Source organism: Streptomyces sp. A0958, from assembly GCF_004795035.1.
Classification (GTDB): domain Bacteria; phylum Actinomycetota; class Actinomycetes; order Streptomycetales; family Streptomycetaceae; genus Streptomyces.
In genome coordinates this window covers 30,070-52,297 of record NZ_SSBK01000037.1, presented here as the reverse complement: position 1 = coordinate 52,297, position 22,228 = coordinate 30,070, and the positions used below count along the sequence as shown (strand labels likewise).

The window sequence follows — 22,228 nt, the reverse complement described above, 5'->3', positions numbered from 1 at the left end:
GCGCACGCCGTGGTCGCCTCACTGTCCGGGGCAGTAATGTACTCAGTCAAATTTTCATCCGGGATTATTTTTCATCCTGGTACAGTGAAGCCATGACCGAGGGGATGGGCCTGCGCGAGCGCAAGAAGATCGAGACCCGACGCCGTCTGCTGGCACAGGCCACGAAGCTCTTCGCGGATCGCGGCTTCGACCAGGTCTCGGTCGCGGAGATCGCCGAGGCGGCCGACGTGTCGAAGATGACCGTCTTCAACTACTTCGACAGCAAGGAAGACCTGGTCTTCGCGCCGATGGAGGAGCACATCGGCGACACCGCCCAGATCGTGAGGGACCGCGCGCCCGGCGAATCCGCGGTCGCGGCCTTGCGCCGGCAGTTCCTGGAGGCCGTCGAACGCCGGGACGCATCGGTGGGGATGTGCGACTCCCCGGTGGCGCTCGGTCTGGTCCGGCTGATCCAGGAGACGCCGTCCTTGCTCACCCGCGCCCACGCCTTCTTCGTCCGCACCTTCGACCAGCTCACCGACGTCCTGATCGAGGAGGGCGAGGAGCCGGTCATCGCCCGCGTCGTCGCCTCCCAGCTGCTCGGTACCCGCAACGCGCTGCTCACCGAGAACCACCGGCGCCTGCTGGCCGGTGAATCCGCCGACGCGGTCGCGGCGGACGCCGTCGTCCTCGCCGGCCGGGGCTTCGACCTGCTGGAGAAGGGCCTGCTCGCGTAGTGGGCCCCGGCGCCGCGACGTGGGCCCCGGCGCCGCCTCCCGCTCCCGGGCCGGGAGCCGCCTCCCGATCCCGGCGCCGCGTCCCCGGCCCGGGACGTATCCCGGCCCGCATCCCGCGTCCCGCATCCCGTCCCCGGCCGGTCTGTCAGTGCCGCGTCGTAGGCTCCGCACCATGCCGCCCTCGCAGAAGCGCGCCCGTCGCTACGACCCGGTCAGGACCCGCACCGCGGTCCTCGCCCAGTTCGCCCACGTACGGGACGCCGTCCGCACCCTGACCCCGCAGCAGCTCGCCTCCCCGAGCGGCCTCGGGGACTGGACGGTGCGCGAGCTCGCCGCCCACGTCACCATGGCGCTTTCGCACGTCAGCCAGACCCTGGAGCTCCCCGCCCCGGCCCTGGCCGGGCCCGAGGTCTCCCTCCTGGAGTGGCCGTTCACCACGGCGGCGCGCGCCCCGCGGATCGCGGACGACACCGCCGCACGGGCCGCGGACGCGCCGGACCTGGGCGCGCTGTACGCGGAGGTCGCCGCCCGCTTCGAGGCGCTGGTGCCGACGGCGTCCGAGGACCGGCTGCTGGCGACCCGGGTCGGGGCGATGCGCCTCGGCGACTTCCTGGTCACCCGCACCGTGGAGCTGGTCGTCCACACGTACGACCTCAACGAGGCGACCGGGCTCTCCATCCCGTACGACCGGCAGGCGCTCGCCGCCTGCACCCGGCTGCTCGCCGACGCCCTGGCCCGGAAGGCGCCCGGCGGTGCGGTCGAGGTGCGTGTCCCGCCGTTCGCCGTGGTGCAGTGCGTCGAGGGCCCGCGCCACACCCGGGGCACCCCGCCCAACGTCGTGGAGACCGATCCGCTGACCTGGATACGGCTGGCGACCGGGCGCACGAAGTGGGCGCGGGAGGTCGACGCGGCGAAGGTCGGTGCCAGCGGCGAGCGGGCCGACCTGTCCGCCCTGCTGCCCCTCATGGGCTGACCGGGACCTGGACCGGGACCTGGAGCGGGGCCCGGAGCGGGTCTTGGCGGCCCGGGACCGGTCGACGCGGCCCGGGACCTGGAACGGATGTAGGCGGCCCGGGACCTGGACCTGCCGAGGAGCACCGGACCCGGGACCTGAAAAGGGATCTGGGCCCGGCCCCCGATGGCCGAGCCCGGGAACCGGGTCGCCCGTGCCGGCCGTCTCACCCCCATGCAGCTCACCACGCAGCTCTCCACGCGGCGGCGACCTCTGGCTGTCGGCCTTCTGGCCCTGCTCGCCCTCACCGCCTGCGGCACGGAGCCGGCCGACGGGCCCGGCTCGGGTCCCCGGTCGGCCCCCGCCGGCGACAGCGGCTCCGTACAGCCCGCCCAGTCCCTCACCGGCGTGCGCTGGAGCGTCGACTCGATGACGGTCGGCGGGCGGCGCACCGACGCCCCGACCGGCGCGTACGTGGAGATCGACGCGAAGGGGCGGGCGAGCGGCAGTTACGGCTGCAACCGGTTCACCGCGCAGGCACGGCTCGACGGCCACATCCTCACCGTCGAGCCGGGAACGACCACCCAGATGGGCTGCGAACCGGCCATCCAGCGCTTCGAATCGCTCCTGGCCGGCGCCTTCAGCGGCAAGCTCACCGCCACCGTGAAGAACAGGACCCTCACCCTGACCACCGCCGAGGGCGACACCATCGCCCTCACCGCACGGCGCCCGGTCCCACTCGCCGGCACCGACTGGCGGGTCACCACCCTGGCCACCGGCTCCAGCGCCTCGTCCGTGCCCAGCGGTACGCAGGACAAGGCACGGATCGCCTTCGGCCGGGACGGCACCGTCCACGGCACCCTCGGCTGCAACACCTTCCGGGGGACGGCGGAGGTCTCCGGCTCCACCATCGCCTTCGGCCCGCTCACCACCACCCGGAAGACGTGCCCGGACCCCGACATGCGGCTGGAGCGTGCCGTACGGGCGGTGCTCGACGGCACTCGGACGACCTTCGGCATCGACCAGCGCACCCTGACCCTCACCACCGAGGACGGCACCAAGGGGCTCGGCGCCTCGGCTGCCGACGGGAACGGCTGACCGCGACCGGCCGCCGGACGCCCCGAGATGCCGCATACCGGGCGGCGCCGGTGTGAGGCTCGCCACGAAACGACCGTTCGGGCCTTCCCGGCGCGGCCGCCACGAGCCGCCTCACGGAGCGCCACGAACGGGCCTGCGGATGCGGTCGACCGCATGGCCGGAACCTGTCGGTAACCGGCCGGTGATCCGGGCGTCGCCTGCCCTGCGGCGGTCGCCGCGCGTAGACCAGGACGGGACGGCGGTCACTGCGGGTGACCGTTCCGGTGGTCCCGGGAGGGCGTTTCGGGGGCCCCTCCCCGGCGGTCCGGCGGGGCATCCCCAATTCGGACCAGTGGTCGATCTCCCCTACACTCGGTGGCGTGCCTCGTGGTGATGGACGACTCAACCACGACCTGCTCCCCGGAGAGAAAGGCCCCCAGGACGCTTGCGGCGTCTTCGGTGTCTGGGCTCCGGGCGAAGAGGTCGCCAAGCTCACCTATTTCGGACTGTATGCCCTGCAGCACCGTGGACAGGAGTCCGCGGGCATCGCAGTGAGCAACGGGTCCCAGATCCTGGTCTTCAAGGACATGGGACTGGTCTCGCAGGTCTTCGACGAAACCTCCCTGGGATCGCTCCAGGGCCATATCGCGGTCGGTCATGCCCGCTACTCCACCACCGGTGCCTCGGTGTGGGAGAACGCGCAGCCGACGTTCCGTGCGACCGCGCACGGCTCGATCGCCCTCGGACACAACGGGAACCTGGTCAACACGGCCCAGCTCGCCGAGATGGTCGCCGACCTCCCGCGCAAGGACGGCCGCGCCACCCAGGTCGCCGCGACCAACGACACCGACCTGGTGACCGCGCTGCTCGCCGGCCAGACCGACGAGGACGGCAAGCCGCTCACCATCGAGGAGGCCGCCACCAAGGTGCTTCCCGAGGTGCGGGGTGCCTTCTCCCTCGTCTTCATGGACGAGAACACGCTCTACGCCGCCCGTGACCCGCAGGGCATCCGCCCGCTGGTCCTCGGCCGCCTGGAGCGCGGCTGGGTGGTCGCGTCCGAGTCCGCCGCCCTCGACATCTGCGGCGCCAGCTTCGTCCGCGAGATCGAGCCGGGCGAGCTCGTCGCCATCGACGAGAACGGTCTGCGTACCTCCCGATTCGCGGAAGCGAAGCCCAAGGGCTGCGTCTTCGAGTACGTCTACCTGGCCCGCCCCGACACCGACATCGCCGGGCGCAACGTGTACCTCTCCCGCGTGGAGATGGGCCGCAGGCTGGCCGCCGAGGCGCCCGTCGAGGCCGATCTGGTCATAGCGACCCCGGAATCCGGCACCCCCGCGGCCATCGGCTACGCGGAGGCCAGCGGGATTCCGTTCGGCGCCGGACTGGTGAAGAACGCCTACGTCGGCCGGACCTTCATCCAGCCGTCCCAGACGATTCGCCAGCTGGGCATCCGCCTCAAGCTGAACCCCCTCAAGGAAGTCATCAAGGGCAAGCGCCTGGTGGTCGTGGACGACTCGATCGTCCGTGGCAACACCCAGCGCGCCCTGGTCCGGATGCTCCGCGAGGCCGGTGCGGCCGAGATCCACATCCGGATCTCCTCCCCGCCGGTGAAGTGGCCCTGCTTCTTCGGCATCGACTTCGCGACCCGCGCCGAGCTGATCGCCAACGGCATGTCCGTCGAGGAGATCGGCACCTCCATGGGCGCCGACTCGCTCGCGTACATCTCGATCGACTCGATGATCGAGGCGACGACGATCGACAAGCCGAACCTGTGCCGCGCCTGCTTCGACGGCGAGTACCCGATGGAGCTTCCGGACCCGGAGCTGCTCGGCAAGCAGCTGCTGGAGACCGAGCTGGCGGCAGGCCCTGCGGCGACGGCCGCGGCCGACGCGCTGCGCCGTCCGTGACCCGGACCGCCCGGCAGCCCTTCCCCCAGCCCCGTATTTCCACACGAAAGATCCCAGGCAATGTCTGAGACAACAGGTGCTTCCTACGCGGCAGCGGGCGTCGACATCGAGGCCGGCGACCGCGCCGTCGAGCTGATGAAGGAGTGGGTGAAGAAGACGCAGCGCCCCGAGGTCGCGGGCCTCGGCGGTCTCGGCGGCTTCGCCGGCCTCTTCGACGCCTCGGCGCTCAAGCGCTACGAGCGTCCGCTCCTCGCCTCCGCCACGGACGGCGTCGGCACCAAGGTGGACCTCGCCCGCCAGATGGGCGTGTACGACACCATCGGCCACGACCTCGTCGGCATGGTCGTGGACGACCTCGTCGTCTGCGGCGCCGAGCCGCTGTTCATGACCGACTACATCTGCGTCGGCAAGGTGCACCCCGAGCGTGTCGCGGCCATCGTCAAGGGCATCGCCGAGGGCTGTGTCCTGGCCGGCTGCGCCCTGGTCGGCGGGGAGACCGCCGAGCACCCGGGCCTGCTGGGCGCGGACGACTTCGACGTGGCCGGTGCCGGTACGGGCGTGGTCGAGGCCGACCGCCTGCTGGGCCCCGACCGCATCCGCAAGGGTGATGCCGTGATCGCGATGGCGTCCTCCGGTCTTCACTCCAACGGGTACTCGCTCGTCCGCCACGTGGTCTTCGACCGGGCCGGCTGGACGCTGGACCGCCAGGTCGAGGAGTTCGGCCGGACCCTCGGCGAGGAGCTCCTGGAGCCCACGCGGATCTACTCGCTGGACTGCCTGGCCCTCACCCGTACGACCGAGGTGCACGGCTTCAGCCACGTCACCGGCGGCGGCCTCGCCAACAACCTGGCCCGGGTCATTCCGGACGGCCTGCACGCGACGGTGGACCGCTCCACCTGGACCCCTGGCGCGGTCTTCGACCTCGTCGGCAAGGCCGGTCAGGTCGAGCAGCTGGAGCTGGAGAAGACGCTCAACATGGGCGTCGGCATGATCGCGATCGTCCCCGCCGAATCGGTGGACGCGGCGCTGACCACCCTGGCCGACCGCGGCGTCGACTCCTGGGTCGCCGGCGAGATCACCGACCGAGGCGCCCACACGACGGGCGCTGAGCTCGTGGGCGCGTACGCGCGCTGAGTGAGGACCGGCGGTCGCTTCCGCACCGCAGGAACACGCACGGAACGCCGGGCGGCCCCTCGGGCCCGCCCGGTCACCGGCCGCCTCGCCCGCTCCGGACCGGGACAGCACAGAACCCGGTCCGGGACAGGCCCGGACCGGGTCGATGTGTCAGCGCGAGGTCAAGCGCCGCGGCGCTTGGACGACGGACCGGACTGCTGGTCCCCGTCCTCGTCCTCGTCGTTGTTGTAGAGATCCGCGTACTGTGCGTACGGGTCATCTTCCTCGTCGTCGTCCTCGAACGGCTCCGCGTTCGGTGGTTGACTCGAAGGCGATGCGCCCAGCTCATTGGCCAGACGCGACAGGTCAGTCCCGCCGGTGCTGTACTTCAGCTGGCGGGCGACCTTGGTCTGCTTGGCCTTTGCCCGGCCGCGCCCCATGGCTCGACCCCCTCGGTGACGGGGCTCGACGGCCCCAGAGTCTTGACACGCGTTCATGTTTCAGGACGGACTCTCGGCAGAGAGACCGTGCCTGTAGAGCTTTAACGGTACCTGCTTCTGCGGCCATACGGTACGCCGCCCGCATCACGCGCCCCGGAAGAGGACCCGCGAGACGCCCCGTCCTCGCTGGTCAACTGCGATTTTAACCTCTTATCGGCAGGCGACCCGCCGACCGGCGTGAGTCTTGTCTCCCCCGTCGGCGGTCCGGCGCGCGCGAAAGAGGGCCACCGGCCGTGGCCGGCGGCCCCCGGGACCGCGGGGATCAGCGGCGGCGGGCCTCGGCCATCCGCTGCTCGGCGATCCGGTCGGCCGCGGCGGCCGGCGGGATGCCGTCTTCCTTCGCACGTGCGAATATGGCCAGCGTCGTGTCGAAGATCTTCGCGGCCTTGGCCTTGCACCGGTCGAAGTCGAAGCCGTGCAGCTCGTCGGCGACCTGGATGACCCCGCCCGCGTTCACCACGTAGTCGGGCGCGTACAGGATGGCGCGGTCCGCGAGGTCCTTCTCGACGCCCGGGTGCGCGAGCTGGTTGTTGGCCGCGCCGCACACCACCTTGGCGGTGAGCACCGGCACGGTGTCGTCGTTGAGGGCGCCGCCCAGCGCGCACGGGGCGTAGACGTCCAGGCCCTCGGTGCGGATCAGCGCCTCGGTGTCGACCGCCACGGCGACCTCGGGGTGCTTCTCGGTGATCCGGCGCACGGATTCATCCCGCACATCGGTGATCACGACCTCGGCGCCGTCCGCGAGCAGGTGCTCGACGAGGTGGTGGCCGACCTTGCCGACCCCCGCGACCCCCACTTTTCGGCCACGCAGCGTCGCCTCGCCCCACAGGTGCTCGGCCGAGGCGCGCATGCCCTGGAAGACGCCGAACGCGGTGAGCACGGAGGAGTCGCCGGCGCCGCCGTTCTCGGGGGAGCGGCCGGTGGTCCAGCGGCACTCGCGGGCCACCACGTCCATGTCGGCGACATACGTGCCGACGTCGCAGGCCGTCACGTAGCGGCCGCCGAGCGAGGCCACGAACCGGCCGTAGGCCAGCAGCAGTTCCTCGCTCTTGATCTGCTCCGGGTCGCCGATGATGACGGCCTTGCCGCCCCCGTGGTCGAGACCGGCCAGGGCGTTCTTGTACGACATGCCGCGCGCGAGGTTCAGCGCGTCGGCGACGGCCTCCGCCTCGGAGGCGTACGGATAGAAGCGGGTGCCGCCGAGGGCCGGGCCCAGGGCGGTGGAGTGGAGCGCGATGACGGCCTTGAGGCCGCTGGCACGGTCCTGGCAGAGGACGACTTGTTCGTGTCCGCCCTGGTCCGAGTGGAACAGGGTGTGCAGGACATCGACAGGCACGCCGGTCACATCGGTCACTGTGGTGACTCCCAAGTACGAAGCGGCGGAAAGACCCTCCTGAAGGTGGGGAGGGCCCCCGGACCGACCCCACGGACGGTCCGACTGGGCAAGAGCGTAAGTCCTACGCGCGCGTAGATCCGGTCCAGTGCCGAGGATCACCCCCTACCGGGGGACAGGCGTGACACGATCACCGCATGTCGGTGGTGTCTTCGGTGCTCGTCCCTTACGCGTCCTACCTCCGGGTCTACGAGCCACTGGCGGCCTTCCCGGAGGCCGAGCGCGCGCACTGGGCCCGCTATGCGGCCCGGGACCGGGTTCCCACCGCCCAGGACGAACTGCGGCGCTCGCTGGCCGATTTGGCGGCGACCCCGCCCGCCGGGGTGCCCGTGCACGAGAGCGCGGACGCCTTCGTCGCGGAGGTGGACGGCGTGGTGTGCGTGTGCCCGTGGCGGACCCGGCTGCGCGGCTGGCTGGCCCTGGACGGGCTGGCGGACATGTTCCCCGGGCCGGTGCTCGACGCGGTGCTTCCCCCGGTGGTGCGCGGCCAGGCGCTGGCCGACCACGAGCGGTGGGCGGAGCGCAATCCGGACGCCCGGCCGTGGATCAGGACGGCGGTGTGGCAGGTGCCGGTGCGCTGGTTCGTGCTGTTCGTGGACGAGGAGCGGGAGCACGTGACGGCCGGGAAGGACGGGGAGCCGCCCGTCTTCCGGTACCGCACGCCGATGGTCCAGGCGCGGCGCCGGCTGGCCAGGTCGCTCAGGACGCTGCGGGAGACGATGGACGAGGGGCCGCTGACCGCGGGCCTGGTGGACGTCGGGCGGTGGCTGGAGGAGTTCCATCCGCGCGCGCTCGTCGAGTTGGACTACGGCGGGCTCGTGCACGCGTTGCCGGAGCGGCAGCTCGCGGAGGACCGGAGCGCCGCCGATGTGGCCGAGGGCATCGCCGCGCTGCGTGCGGGCGACGCCGAGAAGGCGGCCGAGGCGTACGGGCGTCTCGCGGATCGGTGGCGGGCCGTAAGGGATCGTCAGTTCGCCAACTGACGGGCGATGAACCTGTTTCGTGTGTGACACGTGAGGGTGAAGGGGCGGAAGCGTCTCAGGGGGCGCTACGACAGGGCCCAGGACCTACGTCCCGAACCGGGCCTTTGCCTCAACCGTGACGGATAGCACTTACGGGGCCCTTGCGCCCTTCCCTACTCCTCGTGCCAAAATAGGACAAGGAGTCCGGGGAGGACTCCATCCGTCCATGTATGGGCGGATTGCTCAGCATTGCACGCTATGGGGGGTCTGGTGACCCCTAATCGCTCTGTGACTGATCGTCACGGGGGTGTGACTGTCCGCTATGGCATGGTCCATCGGCTTTCCGTCGCTGATGAACACCTGGGAGGGCAATTCCATCGGTTTGGCCGACGTGGCTGGACGGATGGTGTAGTTGTAGTGCCGAGGACAAGCCGTTCGTCCTATAACCGACTCGGCCCGCGTCCGCCATTTCGGGCAACGTGGGTCAAGGTGCAGAATTTAGAGGAAAGAACCGAGATGGTTCGGTTCTCCCGAGGAGGCCGCTCATGACCGCTCGCACCCCTGATGCCGAGCCGCTGCTGACCCCGGCTGAGGTCGCCACGATGTTCCGCGTGGACCCGAAGACGGTTACCCGTTGGGCGAAGGCTGGCAAGCTCACGTCCATCCGCACGCTCGGCGGACATCGCCGGTACCGCGAGGCAGAGGTCCGCGCACTGCTTGCGGGTATCCCGCAGCAGCGCAGCGAGGCCTGACAAACCCCCTGTCACCGCGCCACAGCTGGGCTTTTGGGTCCCCCAACCCACTTGCTCACCCATAGCTCCACATGACGGGCGCCCGCCCCAACGGGCGCCATACCTGTGCCATACGGGTCATGTCATCCGATCGCGCTGGACTCCGCCGGGTCCAGCGCGATTTTTTGTGTGCGCGCAGGCCCGGGCCTCGTACGCAGTCACCCCACCCTGTGCGCCCCGCCCCGGCCCCGTGCGAGCCTGCGGGGGACTGTGCGGGAGTGTTCCCGTGCCCCCGCAGCGCCGCCCGGTGCCCCCGTCGCAGCGTCCCGGGGCCCCTGCCGGGGCCACTCCCTGAAGGTTCGGGAGGCGCCCTCCCGAGTGGTGCAATTGCACATATTAAATTCGCCAGTTGTAGGAAGGGTGTAAAGCCACCCCTTCTCGAAACTGGTTCAGTGACACCCGTCACACCGCACAGGTATTGCCAACCACCAGCCTGCCACTGTGAGGAAGCCGACGGTCGCGCCGAAGGTCACGTCGTGGGAGGACTTACGTCCCCGGCTCGCGAGGCCCGTACGGCGGCCCGTCGCCGCTCCGTGGGGGCGTCGGGCGCCCCGGAGGGCTCATCGGCCGCCCGGGTGGGCCGGGAGGCCGCCACAGGCTCCATGGCGAGCCGCAGCAGCCGGGCGCAGACCGCGCAGTGCCGGGTGAGGTGGCGGTAGCCGGACGCGGCCGCCAGATGCGCGCGCAGCAGCGCGCGGACCTTGTGCCGGGGCGCCCTGCCAGGGCCCTGCGCCGGCTCGCGGTACCCCTCGTCCGCGGATGCCCTCATCGCGCCACCTCCCGGTGGATGCGCGCCGCCCCGCCAATCCGGGGCAGCCCCTGGACTCTGAGTACTCGTCGGCGGACACCGGAGTCAAGACGCGCGAAAGCCCGGATCGAAGAGATCCGGGCTTTCGTTACTGCGGTCCTGACGGGATTTGAACCCGCGGCCTCCACCTTGACAGGGTGGCGAGCACTCCTAACTGCTCCACAGGACCAGGTTTTCGCGGCTGCCTTGCGGCCTGCTGCGAAGACAGACTGTACAGGAGGTCAGCGGGTGCGGTCGAACTCACTCCTGGTTGCGGAGCCGTCACCCGCACCCGCTTCCGGCCCCTACGGCGCCGCCGCGTCGATCGCCTTGACGATCCGCTTGTCCGAGACGGGGAACGCGGTGCCCAGGGCGTGCGCGAAGTAGCTCACCCGCAGCTCCTCGATCATCCACCGGATGTCCAGCACCTCCTGCGGGACCGGCCTGCCCTTCGGCAGCTGCTCCAGCAGCCAGGCGTACTCGTCCTGCATCTCGTGGACCTTCTCCATGCGCGTGGTGTCGCGCTGGACGTTGGTCGGCATCTGCTGGAGCCTGCGGTCCTCCGCGACCAGGTAGCGCATCAGGTCGGGCAGCCTGCGCAGCCCGGTCGCGGTGACGAAGCCGGGAGGCACCAGGCGCGCCAGGTGATCGCGTACGTCCGTGACGTTGTTGATCAGGACCAGGCTGTTGGTGGCCTTCAGCCGGCGCTCGCACGCCTGCCACGCCGCCAGGATCTGCTGCACCTGGCCGATCGTGCGGACGGTCAGGTCCACCAGGTCCGCGCGCACCTTGTCGTACAGCTTCCGGAACGACGCCTCGTCCCAGGCGGGGCCGCCGTGCGCCGCGATCAGCCGGTCGGCGGCCGCGGTCGCGCAGTCGTCGAACAGCGCCTGGATGGAGCCGTGCGGATTGCGGGACAGGGCCAGCTTCTGCTGGTTCGTCAGCTTGTCCGACGCGAACTTCGCCGGGTTCACCGGGATGTTCAGCAGGATCAGCTTCCGGGTCCCGCGCCACATCGCCTGCTGCTGCTCCGCCTCGGTGTCGAAGAGGCGTACGGCGACCGTCTCGCCCTGGTCGACGAGGGCCGGGTACGCCTTGACCGGCTGGCCCGCCCTGCGGGTCTCGAAGACCTTGTTCAGCGTCCCGATCGTCCAGTCCGTCAGGCCCGAACGCTCGATGGACTCGCCCGAGGGCCCCGCGGTGGCCGCCGCGGCCTTGGAGAGCGCCTGGCGGGCCTTCGGGCGCAGCCGGAGCTTCAGCGCCTCCAGGTCCTTGTCCTCGGCGACCCTGCGGCGCCGTTCGTCCACGATCCGGAAGGTGATCTTGAGGTGGTCCGGTACCCGGCCCAGGTCGAAGTCGTCCGCGGTGACCGGCACCCCGACCATCCGCTGGAGTTCACGGGCCAGCGTCACCGGCAGCGGTTCCTGGAGCGGCACGGCCCGGTCCAGGAACCTGTCCGCGTAGTTCGGCGCGGGGACGTAGTGCCGGCGGATCGGCTTCGGCAGGGAGCGGATCAGTTCGGTGACCACCTCCTCGCGCAGCCCCGGGATCTGCCAGTCGAAGCCCTCGGACGTGACCTGGTTGAGCACCTGGAGCGGGATGTGGACGGTCACCCCGTCGGCGTCAGCCCCCGGCTCGAACTGGTACGTCACCCGGAACTTGAGCTTCCCCTGCCGCCAGGAGTCCGGGTAGTCGTCCTTGGTGACGGCCCCGGCCTTCTCGTTGATGAGCATCGAGCGCTCGAAGTCGAGCGCGTCCGGCTCGTCCCGGCGCTTGTGCTTCCACCACGAGTCGAAGTGCGCCCCGGAGACGACGTGCTCCGGGATGCGCTGGTCGTAGAAGTCGAACAGCGTCTCGTCGTCCACGAGGATGTCGCGGCGCCGGGCCCGGTGCTCCAGCTCCTCGACCTCGCCGAGCAGCTTGCGGTTGTCGTGGAAGAACTGGTGGTGCGTGCGCCAGTCGCCCTCGACCAGGGCGTTGCGGATGAAGAGGTCCCGCGAGGCCTCCTGGTCGATACGGCCGAAATTGATCTTGCGCTGGGCCACGATCGGTACGCCGTACAGCGTGACCCGCTCGTACGCCATGACCGCCGCCTGGTCCTTCTCCCAGTGCGGCTCGCTGTAGGTGCGCTTCAGCAGGTGCTGGGCCACCGGCTCGATCCACTCCGGCTCGACCCGGGCGTTGACCCGCGCCCACAGCCGGGACGTCTCCACCAGCTCGGCCGACATCACGAACCGCGGCTGCTTCTTGAACAGTGCCGAACCGGGGAAGATCGCGAACTTGGCGCTGCGCGCGCCCAGGTACTCGTTCTTCTCGGTGTCCTTCAGCCCGATGTGCGACAGCAGCCCGGCCAGCAGCGAGGTGTGCACGGACTGCTCGGGCGCGTCCTCGTCGTTGAGCTCGATGCCCATCTGCTTGGCGACCGCGCGCAGCTGGGCGTAGATGTCCTGCCATTCGCGGATGCGCAGGAAGTTCAGGTACTCCTGCTTGCACATCCGGCGGAAGCTGGAGGAGCCGCGCTCCTTCTGCTGCTCGCGGACGTAGCGCCACAGGTTCAGGAACGCCAGGAAGTCGGACGTCTCGTCCTTGAACCGGGCGTGCTGCTGGTCGGCCTGCGTCTGCTTCTCGGAGGGCCGCTCGCGCGGGTCCTGGATGGAGAGCGCGGCGGCGATGACCATGACCTCTCGGACACAGCCGTTGCGCTCGGCCTCGATGACCATGCGGGCCAGACGCGGGTCCACCGGAAGCTGCGAGAGCTTGCGGCCGAGCGGGGTGAGCCGCTTCCTGGAGTCCTTCTCCTGCGGATCGAGCGCGCCCAGCTCCTGGAGCAGTTGCACGCCGTCGCGGATGTTGCGGTGGTCCGGCGGGTCGATGAAGGGGAACTTCTCGATGTCGCCGAGGCCGGCCGCGGTCATCTGGAGGATGACGGAGGCCAGGTTCGTCCGCAGGATCTCCGCGTCGGTGAACTCCGGGCGGGTCAGGAAGTCGTCCTCGGAGTACAGCCGGATGCAGATGCCGTCCGACGTACGGCCGCAGCGGCCCTTGCGCTGGTTGGCGCTGGCCTGCGAGATCCGCTCGATCGGCAGCCGCTGGACCTTGGTGCGGTGGCTGTAGCGGGAGATACGGGCGGTGCCCGGGTCGATCACGTACTTGATGCCGGGGACGGTCAGCGAGGTCTCGGCGACGTTGGTCGCCAGAACGATCCTGCGGCCGGTGTGGCGCTGGAACACCCGGTGCTGCTCGGCGTGCGACAGGCGCGCGTAAAGAGGGAGGACCTCGGTGTGCCGCAGGTTGCGTCTGCCGAGCGCGTCCGCGGTGTCGCGGATCTCCCGCTCGCCGGAGAGGAAGACCAGGACGTCGCCGGGCCCCTCGGACTGGAGCTCGTCCACCGCGTCGCAGATCGCGGTGATCTGGTCCCGGTCGGCGTCGTCCCCCTCGTCCTCCAGGAGCGGCCGGTAGCGCACCTCCACCGGATACGTACGGCCGCTGACCTCGACGATCGGCGCGTCGCCGAAGTGGCGCGCGAAGCGCTCCGGGTCGATGGTCGCCGAGGTGACGACGACCTTCAGATCCGGGCGCTTGGGCAGCAGCCGGGCCAGATAGCCGAGCAGGAAGTCGATGTTCAGCGACCGCTCGTGGGCCTCGTCGATGATGATCGTGTCGTACGCCAGCAGCTCGCGGTCCGTCTGGATCTCCGCGAGCAGGATGCCGTCCGTCATCAGCTTGACGAAGGTCGCGTCCTGGTTCACCTGGTCGGTGAAGCGGACCTTCCAGCCGACCGCCTCGCCCAGCGGCGTCTTCAGCTCGTCGGCGATCCGCTCGGCCACCGTGCGCGCGGCGATCCGGCGCGGCTGGGTGTGCCCGATCATGCCGCGGACGCCACGGCCCAGCTCCATGCAGATCTTGGGGATCTGGGTGGTCTTGCCGGAGCCGGTCTCACCCGCGACGATCACGACCTGGTGGTCGCGTATCGCCTCCAGGATCTCGTCCTTCTTCTGGCTGACCGGGAGCTGTTCCGGGTACGAGACGGCGGGCACCCGGGCGGCCCGCTGGGTGAGCCGCCCGGCGGCCTTGCCGGCCTGGGCGGCGATCTCGTCCAGCACGGCCTGCTGGGCCTCGGGCTTGCGGATGCGGCGGGCGCCCTCGAGGCGGCGGCCGAGCCGGTGCGCGTCGCGGAGCGAGAGCTGCGCGAGCTGGGACTGGAGATCGGCGAAGGAAGTAGACATACGGACCCCAGGATCTCACCCGGGCCCGAGGAACGGCGAACCCATTTTCCGCGGCCCCGGTCACGGGCCCCCCGTGGGTGCGTACGGCGTCGGCACGGTGGGGAGCGGCGCGATGACAGGACGTACGATTCCGGGCAGTCGATCATTCCCAGCCGGAAGGCCCGTCCCGTGTCCCGTTCGCAGTGGTGCTGCCTGGTGGCGGTGCTTGCGGTCGTGCTCGGGCTGTTCTGCGGACCGGCCGTGCGGGCGTCGGCGGCTGAGACCCCCGCGCCCGTCGCCGTCTCCGCCGCGGACGGCGGGCAGGGGCTTCCGGGCTGCGGCAAGGGCGGCAAGCGCGACGGCGGCGAGCCCGCCGTCCCCGCACGGGCCCGGGCCGCCCACGACCAGGCGCCCGGCCTCGCCGAGTGGGGCCTGCCCGCCGCCCCCGGCACCGAGCCGGTCCGGGCGCCCGCCCCGATGACGCCGCGCGGACCGGACGAGGCCGCGCCGGGACCGGTGGAACTCTCCGTCCTACGGGTGTAGACGGCGGCCCCCACCCGCCCGTCCGCCCTCTCCCGCATCGCCACCCCGGAGTTCCGCATGCCCACGCCCACGTCCAAGCCGTCCCCGAAGTCCCGCAGGTCCCGCAAGCCGCTGCTGTACGGCGCCGGAGTCATCGCCGTGGCCGCCCTGTTCGGCTACGTCTCCTACCGCGCCACCGCCCCCGAGCCCCGCAGCGCCGCCTCCTCCGCGGTCTTGGACGCCACGGCGGACCCGCAGGACGGCGTCTACCCCGAACTGGCGAAGCTCGCCCGCCGCGACGCCGGCGACAAGCTGGCCCTGGGCCGCGCCGACGCACCCGTCGTCCTCATCGAGTACGCAGACTTCAAGTGCGGCTACTGCGCGAAGTTCGCCCGCGACACCGAACCCGCCCTGGTGAAGAAGTACGTCGACGAGGGCGTCCTGCGCATCGAATGGCGCAACTTCCCGATCTTCGGCGCCGAGTCCGAGGCCGCCGCACGGGCCTCCTGGGCAGCGGCGCAGCAGGGCCGCTTCTGGGAGTTCCACCGCGCCGCCTACGCCGAGGGCGTCAAGGAGAAGGGGTTCGGCAAGGACCGCCTGAAGACGCTCGCACGCCAGGCGGGCGTCGCCGACCTCGACCGCTTCACTCGCGACGCCGACGGCTCGGCCGCCGCAGCCGCGGTCGGCGAGGACCAGGAGCAGGGGTACTCGATCGGCGCGACCTCCACCCCGTCCTTCCTGATCAACGGCCGTCCGATCGCCGGCGCCCAGCCCACCGAGACCTTCACCCACGCCATCGAACAGGCGGCGGCCGCGGCCGGAACACAGGACACCGAGGACGCGTCCGGAACGAAGGGCTCCGCGAAGTGACGGCCGACGTCGGCTACTTCGCCGCGTTCCTCGGCGGACTGCTCGCCCTGCTCAGCCCGTGCAGCGCCCTGCTCCTCCCCGCCTTCTTCGCGTACTCCATCGACTCCACCTCCCGGCTGCTCGCCCGGACCGGCATCTTCTACGCGGGCCTGGCCACCACCCTGGTCCCGCTGGGCGCCGCCGGCTCGTACGCCGGGCGGCTGTTCTACCGCCACCGCGACGCCCTCGTCCTCGGCGCCGGCTGGCTGATCATCGCGCTGGGCGTCGCCCAGATCGTCGGGCTGGGCTTCGCCTCGCGCCGGATCGCCGCACTGAGCGGCCGCATCCGCCCCACGACCGCCCTGTCCGTCTACGCGCTCGGAGCGGTGTACGGCCTCGCCGGATTCTGCGCGGGCCCGATCCTGGGCAGCGTGCTGACCGTGGCGGCGGTCAGCGGCAGCCCGGCGTACGGGGGACTGCTGCTCGCCGTCTACGCCCTGGGCATGGCGGTGCCCCTCTTCGTGCTCGCCCTGCTCTGGGAGCGGTTCGAGCTGGGCCGCCGCGCCTGGCTGCGGGGCCGGGTCCTGCGGCTGGGGCGCTTCGAGCTCCACACCACGACCCTGCTCTCGGGCCTCTTCTTCGTCGCGCTCGGCGCCCTGTTCCTGGCGTACGACGGGACGACCGCGCTGCCCGGCCTGCTGGACGTGGACCAGTCGTTCGCCGTCGAGCAGTGGGCCCAGGGCGTCGGCCGGCATGTGCCGGACGCGGCGCTGCTCGTCGCGGTGGTGGCGGTGGTGCTGCTGGTGCTCGCGGTACGGGCCGTGCGCAGGCGCCCCACGGTGGACGAGGACGAGCCGAACACCACGGAGGGGGAGGCCGCCTGACACGGCGAAGGCCCCGTCCACCGGACGGGGCCTTCGGGTGGTGGCTGGGGCCGGGATCGAACCGGCGACCTATCGCTTTTCAGGCGATCGCTCGTACCAACTGAGCTACCCAGCCACGCAGCTCATACGGGCTGCAGCGGTCCTGACGGGATTTGAACCCGCGGCCTCCACCTTGACAGGGTGGCGAGCACTCCTAACTGCTCCACAGGACCAAGCAATGTGCGAGAACAAGTCTCGCACACGTTCAAGCGTGCCCCCAACGGGATTCGAACCCGTGCTACCGCCTTGAAAGGGCGGCGTCCTGGGCCACTAGACGATGAGGGCTAAGGGCCCACCTGCGCGCTTTCCAGCGCGTCGGGGACGTGAGAAGCATATGGGATGGCGGCAGCTATCGCCAAAACGGTTTACGGGGAGTGGGTGGGAGCGGTCGGGGACGGGGTCGTGAGGGCCGGCTCCTCCTGCGGCAGATGGCGGCTGACCTCGGCCGTCGTCAGCCCGAGACCGCCCAGCGTGATCTCGTCCCAGGCCTGCAGCCGGTGCGTTGAGCGGTCCAGGTAGAGCACCGATGCGAGCACCTGTTCCGGCTTCTTGTTCTGCACGGCTCGCAGCCCGCCGCCGCCCGTGGACCCCTCCACCATCAGCCGGGTGCCGCCCTTCAGGACCTCGTTCTGCCGGTGGTGCACGTGGCCGGCCAGGACCAGCGGAACCTCCCCGTCCGTCTCCTTCGCCGCCTCCGGCTCGTGGGCGACGGCGACGTCGACCGGCGTACCGGAGCGCTGCTGCTCGCGCAGGGCGGCGGCGAGCGTGCGGCCCGCCACGCCCTGGGCGTCCTCGGCCTGCTCGGGCCCCGTCCGGTCCGGGGTGAACTGCGGGTCCCCGATCCCGGCCACCCGCAGCCCGCCGACGGTGACGGCCCTGCCCTGGTCCAGGACGTGCACGTTCTTGAAGCGCTTCTTGTTCTCCAGGTACTTCTGCGTCACCGCCGAGTCGTGGTTCCCGCGCGCCCAGATGTACGGGGCGCCGAGGTCGGCGATGGGGTCCAGGAAGCTGTTCTCGACGGCGGCGCCGTGGTCCATCGTGTCGCCCGAGTCGATGATCACGTCGATGTCGTACTGCTCGACGAGCGAGCCGATGATGTGCCACGCGGCCGGGTTGAGGTGGATGTCGGAGACGTGCAGGACGCGCAGGGTCGCCGGGTTCGGGCTGTACACGGGGAGCGTCGAGGTGGCGTCGTACAGCTTGGTGACGTTGGTGACCAGCCGGGCCAGCTCCTGCTGGTAGACGTCGAAGTCCGTGACGATCGAACGGGCGTCGCCGACGACGGACGGGGCGCTGGAGAGCAGCCCGGAGAACCGGGGTTCCAGCACCGATTTCGGGTTCCAGGTGGCGTACACGCCGACGCCGGACGCGGCCAGCAGCACGAGCGCGAGGCCGCCGGCCGCCAGGGCCCGGCGCGGCCTGCGGTAGACGGCGAGGCCGAGCGCGGTGGCCCCGGTGACGACCGCCACGCAGGAACGCAGGGCGAGTTCGCGGGTGCCGGAGGCGACGTCCGTGGTGACCTCGTCCTCCAGCCCCGCCAGCCGTTCGGGGTGCTGGACCAGGGCCTGGGAGCGGACCGGGTCGAGCCGGTCCACATCGACGTCGAGCCGCACCGGGGCGTGGTGCGAGTCGAGCTCCAGGGCGCCGAGCGGCGACACGTTGATCTTGGTTCCGCCGCTGAGCGAGGGCCGCAGGGTCATCGTCGTGTCCATCGGGCCCACGGGCGTCCGGACACTGCCGACGGCCAGCAGCCCCAGCCAGGCGCCGAACAGCACGACGACGACCAGGCCGAGCGCCCGGACGAACGGGCGGGGCGAGGCGAGTGGACCACCGACGCCGAGGCGGGGCGGCGGGCGGCGGCGGAGGAGGTGACGGGCGCGGGCCATTGGGTGCCTGTGCCCCGGGCCCGGAGCAGATATGCCCCGCCCAGGTCCGGGGCACGTCCGGCGGCCGTACGGGACAATGACCGGGTGCTGGAGATGACGCGGGAAGCGTTCGAGGAACTGGTCGCCGAGGCGCTGGACCGGATTCCGCCGGAGCTGACCCGGCTGATGGACAACGTCGCGGTCTTCGTCGAGGACGAACCGGAATCCAACGATCCGGAACTGCTCGGTCTGTACGAGGGCACGCCGCTGACCGAGCGCGGTGAGTGGTACGCGGGCGTGCTGCCGGACCGGATCACCATCTACCGGGGGCCGACGCTGCGGATGTGTGAGACGCGCGAGGACGTCGTGGCCGAGACCGAGATCACGGTGGTCCATGAGATCGCCCACCACTTCGGCATCGACGACGAGAGGCTGCACGCGCTGGGTTACGGCTGACCCGACGGGGCCATCACGTGTGAACGAGGTGTGCGGACCGGCCGGGTGGGCGTGTCCCCGGCGGGGTGGCGGGAGTTGTGCACGGCACACCCGGCTCGTTCATGTCAGGAATGCCAGGCCGGTCGGGCCCCGTCCTCCCCCGCGCCCCCGGAGGTGCCCCGTGCGCCAGTTGCCCGTCCCCGTCCGCTGGGCGGCCGTCACCGCTGTGACGCTCGCCACGGCCACCGGCTGTATGAGCGTCGGCTCCGACGATGCGGAGCCCGCGCCCTCGCGGTCCGCCGACCAGAAGGGCGCGGCGGTCGAGCCGAACGGCGCCACAGTGACGGGCACCGGCCGCTCCGGTACCGGCGGCGCCGGAGCGCAGTCGCAGCGGCGGAGCGCCGGTCCGGACGCCCCGAGCGCCTCCGCCTCCCCCTCGGGGAGCCCCGCCGCCGACGAGCCCCTGCCGGACGGGGACCGGGACCGGGCCGGCCGCGCGTCCGCGCCGGAGCTCTCGGCCGCTCCCGGGGCACCCGAGCGGCCGGAGCCGCCGGCCCCGTCCGACCCGGACCCGGGGCCGGACCCGCAGGAGACGCCTCGGCCGCCCGACCCGCCGGAGCCCGAGCCGGAGCCCTCGAAGCCCTCCGAGCCCGATCCGCCGGCGCCGTCGGCGTCTCCGGCCGCTCAGTTCCGTACCGACGCGATGGGGTGGCCGGACGAGGTGGATGTGACGCGGACGCCGGAGGCATCACCGCAGGCGGGACCGGCTTGAGGGGGCTGCCGCCGGGGGGCGGTTTGCGCGATGTGGGTGAGAGTGCGTATGGTGGTAGATCGTTTGATCCCATTGCCCGGCGCCGACACAGAAGAGCGCCGTGTGGCGCGTACTCTCCCTTGCCGTGGCTGGACCGCATTGAGGCGGTCGAAATTGCGAATCACGGAGTTACGGGCGCGTGCCGAGACTCCGGAAGGTTTCGCATTTCGCATGTCAATTTCCAGTTCTGACCACACCGTCATGCCCGAGCACGTCGAGAACGACGAGCTCACCGAGGTCACCGCAGTCGCGGAGGCCGTCGTCGAGTCCGCCGAAGCGGCGGACGCCGAGCCGACCATCACCTTCGCCGACCTGGGCCTGCCCGAGGGCATCGTCCGCAAGCTCGCGCAGAACGGTGTGACCGCGCCCTTCCCGATCCAGGCGGCGACCATCCCGGACGCCCTGGCCGGCAAGGACATCCTCGGCCGCGGCCGTACCGGCTCCGGCAAGACCCTCTCCTTCGGTCTGCCGGCCCTTGCCGCCCTGGCCGGCGGGCACACCGAGAAGAAGAAGCCCCGCGCGATCATCCTCACCCCGACCCGCGAGCTCGCGATGCAGGTCGCGGACGCGCTGCAGCCGTACGGCGACGTGCTCGGCCTGAAGATGAAGGTCGTCTGCGGCGGTACGTCGATGGGCAACCAGATCTACGCGCTGGAGCGCGGCGTCGACGTCCTCGTCGCCACCCCGGGCCGGCTGCGCGACGTCATCAACCGGGGCGCCTGCTCCCTGGAGAACGTCCAGGTCGCCGTCCTCGACGAGGCCGACCAGATGTCCGACCTGGGCTTCCTGCCCGAGGTCACCGAGCTGCTGGACCAGATCCCCGGCGGCGGCCAGCGCATGCTCTTCTCCGCCACCATGGAGAACGAGATCGGCACCCTGGTCAAGCGCTATCTGACCAACCCGGTCACCCACGAGGTCGACTCCGCCCAGGGCAACGTCTCGACCATGTCGCACCACGTCCTCGTCGTGAAGCCGAAGGACAAGGCGCCGGTCACCTCCGCCATCGCCGCCCGCAAGGGCCGCACCATCATCTTCGTCCGCACCCAGCTGGGCGCCGACCGCATCGCCGAGCAGCTCGTCGACGCGGGCGTCAAGGCGGACGCGCTGCACGGCGGCATGACCCAGGGCGCGCGCACCCGCGTCCTGGAGGACTTCAAGAAGGGCTACGTCAACGCGCTCGTCGCGACCGACGTCGCCGCGCGCGGTATCCACGTCGACGGCATCGACCTGGTCCTGAACGTGGACCCGGCCGGTGACCACAAGGACTACCTGCACCGCTCGGGCCGTACCGCCCGGGCCGGCAAGTCCGGTGTCGTCGTCTCGCTGGCCCTGCCGCACCAGCGCCGCCAGATCTTCCGCCTGATGGAGGACGCGGGCGTCGACGCCTCGCGCCACATCGTGCAGGGCGCGGGCGTCTTCGAGCCGGAGGTCGCCGAGATCACCGGCGCCCGCTCGCTCACCGAGGTCCAGGCCGACTCCGCGAACAACGCCGCCAAGCAGGCCGAGCGCGAGGCCGCCGAGCTGAGCAAGCAGCTGGAGCGCGTCCAGCGCCGCGCAGTGGAGCTCCGCGAGGAGGCCGGCCGCCTGGTCGCCCGTGCCGCGCGCGAGCGGGGCGACGACCCCGAGGCCGCCGTGGCCGAGGTCACTGCCGAGGCCGAGGCCGCCCTCGCGGCCGCCGCCGTGCCGGAGCAGCCGGCCGCGCGCGAGGAGCGCCGCGACGAGCGGGGCAACTACGAGCGCCGTGACAACCGCGGTGGCTACCGGGGCAACGACCGCCGCGACGACCGTGTCGGCGAGCGCAGCGGCCGTCCCGCCGGCCAGAGCGGCTACCGGGGCAGCAGCGACCGTCCTTCGTTCCGCAGCAGCGGCGACCGTCGTGACGACCGTCCCTCGGGCGGCTTCCGCTCGGGCGGCGGTGACCGTCGTGACGACCGTGGCGGCCGTTCCTTCGAGCGTCGCGACGACCGTCCGTCGTTCAACCGTGACCGTCGTGACGACCGTCCCTCGGGCGGCTTCCGCTCCGGCGGCGGCGACCGTCCGTTCAACCGCGACCGTCGCGACGACCGCCCCTCCGGCGGCTTCCGCTCCGGTGGCAGCGACCGCCCGACCGGCCGCCGCGACGACCACCGCTCCACCGGCACGAGCACCGGCTCCTTCGGCCGCCGTGACGACAAGCCGCGCTGGAAGCGCAACGGCTGAGTGAGTCGAAGACCTGCTGAAGGTCTGCTGGGAGCGGGCCCGTCCTCCATGGACGGGCCCGCTTTCGCATGGGCCGGGAACTCGCTTTCGCATGGGCCGGGAAAGGGTTCGCCGACCTGCGCGGTCCGCCTCTTTGAACGAGTTCGAAATGCGCGTTGGCGTGTCCGCGACTGCTGCTATGGTCGCCGCATCTGCTCGGGGGTGGGTGCGAGCGGCAACCG

18 protein-coding genes and 4 tRNA genes are annotated in these 22,228 nt (G+C 71.3%); 13 read left to right on the top strand and 9 right to left on the bottom strand.

Going from position 1 to position 22,228, the window contains the following annotated elements:
* Positions 1-92 precede the first annotated feature (92 nt).
* The 5 genes from E6P78_RS27300 (at position 93) to purM (ending at position 5,786) form a co-directional block, all read left to right on the top strand.
* The gene (locus E6P78_RS27300; protein WP_136206313.1) at positions 93-716 is read left to right on the top strand and encodes a TetR/AcrR family transcriptional regulator; all 624 of its coding nucleotides are present in this window, start codon (positions 93-95) and stop codon (positions 714-716) included.
* A gap of 172 nt (positions 717-888) precedes the next feature.
* Positions 889-1,689, top strand: a complete 801-nt coding sequence (locus E6P78_RS27295; protein WP_136206312.1) for a maleylpyruvate isomerase family mycothiol-dependent enzyme — start codon at positions 889-891, stop codon at positions 1,687-1,689.
* 213 nt (positions 1,690-1,902) lie between these two features.
* On the top strand, positions 1,903-2,766 hold the full coding sequence (locus E6P78_RS27290) for an META domain-containing protein (protein WP_136206311.1): 864 nt from the start codon (positions 1,903-1,905) through the stop codon (positions 2,764-2,766).
* A 359-nt stretch (positions 2,767-3,125) separates the two neighbouring features.
* Entirely contained in the window at positions 3,126-4,652 is a 1,527-nt protein-coding gene (gene purF, locus E6P78_RS27285; RefSeq protein ID WP_136206310.1) for an amidophosphoribosyltransferase, read from the top strand.
* Between the two features lie 60 nt (positions 4,653-4,712).
* Entirely contained in the window at positions 4,713-5,786 is a 1,074-nt protein-coding gene (purM, locus tag E6P78_RS27280) for a phosphoribosylformylglycinamidine cyclo-ligase (RefSeq protein ID WP_136206309.1), read from the top strand.
* Positions 5,787-5,947: 161 nt separating this feature from the next.
* Here the strand turns inward: purM and E6P78_RS27275 are convergent, their stop codons facing one another.
* Complete coding sequence (locus E6P78_RS27275; protein WP_136206308.1) at positions 5,948-6,205, bottom strand: DUF3073 domain-containing protein; 258 nt, start codon at positions 6,203-6,205, stop codon at positions 5,948-5,950.
* 322 nt (positions 6,206-6,527) lie between these two features.
* Positions 6,528-7,619, bottom strand: coding sequence for a Glu/Leu/Phe/Val dehydrogenase dimerization domain-containing protein (locus E6P78_RS27270; RefSeq protein WP_136206307.1), 1,092 nt, complete (start codon positions 7,617-7,619; stop codon positions 6,528-6,530).
* 176 nt (positions 7,620-7,795) lie between these two features.
* Between E6P78_RS27270 and E6P78_RS27265 the strand changes: the two genes are divergently transcribed.
* Both E6P78_RS27265 and bldC read left to right on the top strand, forming a co-directional pair.
* Positions 7,796-8,641, top strand: coding sequence for a hypothetical protein (locus E6P78_RS27265; RefSeq protein ID WP_136206306.1), 846 nt, complete (start codon positions 7,796-7,798; stop codon positions 8,639-8,641).
* A gap of 524 nt (positions 8,642-9,165) precedes the next feature.
* A complete protein-coding gene (gene bldC, locus E6P78_RS27260) occupies positions 9,166-9,372 on the top strand; it encodes a developmental transcriptional regulator BldC (RefSeq protein WP_003949541.1) in 207 nt (68 codons plus the stop codon).
* Positions 9,373-9,880: 508 nt separating this feature from the next.
* On the opposite strand, the gene E6P78_RS27255 is transcribed toward bldC, so the two are convergent.
* The 3 genes from E6P78_RS27255 to hrpA all read right to left on the bottom strand — a co-directional run bounded on the left by E6P78_RS27255 (position 9,881) and on the right by hrpA (position 14,424).
* Complete coding sequence (locus tag E6P78_RS27255; RefSeq protein ID WP_136206305.1) at positions 9,881-10,180, bottom strand: DUF6274 family protein; 300 nt, start codon at positions 10,178-10,180, stop codon at positions 9,881-9,883.
* Between the two features lie 133 nt (positions 10,181-10,313).
* Positions 10,314-10,388, bottom strand: a tRNA-Asp gene (locus E6P78_RS27250).
* 115 nt (positions 10,389-10,503) lie between these two features.
* Positions 10,504-14,424: an ATP-dependent RNA helicase HrpA gene (gene hrpA / locus E6P78_RS27245; protein ID WP_136206304.1), complete on the bottom strand. Its 3,921-nt coding sequence runs from the start codon at positions 14,422-14,424 to the stop codon at positions 10,504-10,506.
* 168 nt (positions 14,425-14,592) lie between these two features.
* Here hrpA and E6P78_RS27240 point away from each other — a divergent pair, with 168 nt between their 5' ends.
* The 3 genes from E6P78_RS27240 to E6P78_RS27230 are packed head-to-tail and all read left to right on the top strand — an operon-like array spanning position 14,593 to position 16,658.
* On the top strand, positions 14,593-14,946 hold the full coding sequence (locus tag E6P78_RS27240) for a hypothetical protein (protein ID WP_168712715.1): 354 nt from the start codon (positions 14,593-14,595) through the stop codon (positions 14,944-14,946).
* A 57-nt stretch (positions 14,947-15,003) separates the two neighbouring features.
* A complete protein-coding gene (locus E6P78_RS27235) occupies positions 15,004-15,795 on the top strand; it encodes a DsbA family protein (RefSeq protein ID WP_136206303.1) in 792 nt (263 codons plus the stop codon).
* Positions 15,792-16,658, top strand: a complete 867-nt coding sequence (locus E6P78_RS27230; protein WP_136206302.1) for a cytochrome c biogenesis CcdA family protein — start codon at positions 15,792-15,794, stop codon at positions 16,656-16,658. Before E6P78_RS27235 ends, E6P78_RS27230 begins: the two co-directional genes overlap by 4 nt.
* 38 nt (positions 16,659-16,696) lie before the next feature.
* Here the strand turns inward: E6P78_RS27230 and E6P78_RS27225 are convergent.
* The 4 genes from E6P78_RS27225 to E6P78_RS27210 all read right to left on the bottom strand — a co-directional run bounded on the left by E6P78_RS27225 (position 16,697) and on the right by E6P78_RS27210 (position 18,583).
* Positions 16,697-16,773, bottom strand: a tRNA-Phe gene (locus E6P78_RS27225).
* Between the two features lie 22 nt (positions 16,774-16,795).
* Positions 16,796-16,870 (bottom strand) — tRNA-Asp (locus E6P78_RS27220).
* A gap of 39 nt (positions 16,871-16,909) precedes the next feature.
* Positions 16,910-16,982: transfer RNA gene (locus tag E6P78_RS27215), tRNA-Glu, on the bottom strand.
* 80 nt (positions 16,983-17,062) lie between these two features.
* Complete coding sequence (locus E6P78_RS27210) at positions 17,063-18,583, bottom strand: metallophosphoesterase (RefSeq protein ID WP_136206301.1); 1,521 nt, start codon at positions 18,581-18,583, stop codon at positions 17,063-17,065.
* Between the two features lie 84 nt (positions 18,584-18,667).
* Between E6P78_RS27210 and E6P78_RS27205 the strand changes: the two genes are divergently transcribed.
* From E6P78_RS27205 to E6P78_RS27195, 3 genes are all read left to right on the top strand, one after another.
* Positions 18,668-19,018, top strand: a complete 351-nt coding sequence (locus E6P78_RS27205) for a metallopeptidase family protein (RefSeq protein ID WP_206307927.1) — start codon at positions 18,668-18,670, stop codon at positions 19,016-19,018.
* A 160-nt stretch (positions 19,019-19,178) separates the two neighbouring features.
* Positions 19,179-19,769, top strand: a complete 591-nt coding sequence (locus E6P78_RS27200; RefSeq protein WP_136206300.1) for a hypothetical protein — start codon at positions 19,179-19,181, stop codon at positions 19,767-19,769.
* A 240-nt stretch (positions 19,770-20,009) separates the two neighbouring features.
* Entirely contained in the window at positions 20,010-22,007 is a 1,998-nt protein-coding gene (locus E6P78_RS27195; RefSeq protein WP_136206299.1) for a DEAD/DEAH box helicase, read from the top strand.
* Positions 22,008-22,228 lie beyond the last annotated feature (221 nt).

Bases quoted from the DNA above. Each gene is read 5' to 3' on its own strand.
- hrpA (WP_136206304.1), bottom strand. From the start codon at position 14,424: ATGTCTACTTCCTTCGCCGATCTCCAGTCCCAGCTCGCGCAGCTCTCG.
- E6P78_RS27265 (WP_136206306.1), top strand. From the start codon at position 7,796: ATGTCGGTGGTGTCTTCGGTGCTCGTCCCTTACGCGTCCTACCTCCGG.
- E6P78_RS27290 (WP_136206311.1), top strand. From the start codon at position 1,903: ATGCAGCTCACCACGCAGCTCTCCACGCGGCGGCGACCTCTGGCTGTC.
- E6P78_RS27235 (WP_136206303.1), top strand. From the start codon at position 15,004: ATGCCCACGCCCACGTCCAAGCCGTCCCCGAAGTCCCGCAGGTCCCGC.
- E6P78_RS27210 (WP_136206301.1), bottom strand. From the start codon at position 18,583: ATGGCCCGCGCCCGTCACCTCCTCCGCCGCCGCCCGCCGCCCCGCCTC.
- E6P78_RS27195 (WP_136206299.1), top strand. From the start codon at position 20,010: ATGCCCGAGCACGTCGAGAACGACGAGCTCACCGAGGTCACCGCAGTC.
- E6P78_RS27275 (WP_136206308.1), bottom strand. From the start codon at position 6,205: ATGGGGCGCGGCCGGGCAAAGGCCAAGCAGACCAAGGTCGCCCGCCAG.
- E6P78_RS27295 (WP_136206312.1), top strand. From the start codon at position 889: ATGCCGCCCTCGCAGAAGCGCGCCCGTCGCTACGACCCGGTCAGGACC.
- E6P78_RS27255 (WP_136206305.1), bottom strand. From the start codon at position 10,180: ATGAGGGCATCCGCGGACGAGGGGTACCGCGAGCCGGCGCAGGGCCCT.
- E6P78_RS27300 (WP_136206313.1), top strand. From the start codon at position 93: ATGACCGAGGGGATGGGCCTGCGCGAGCGCAAGAAGATCGAGACCCGA.
- purM (WP_136206309.1), top strand. From the start codon at position 4,713: ATGTCTGAGACAACAGGTGCTTCCTACGCGGCAGCGGGCGTCGACATC.
- bldC (WP_003949541.1), top strand. From the start codon at position 9,166: ATGACCGCTCGCACCCCTGATGCCGAGCCGCTGCTGACCCCGGCTGAG.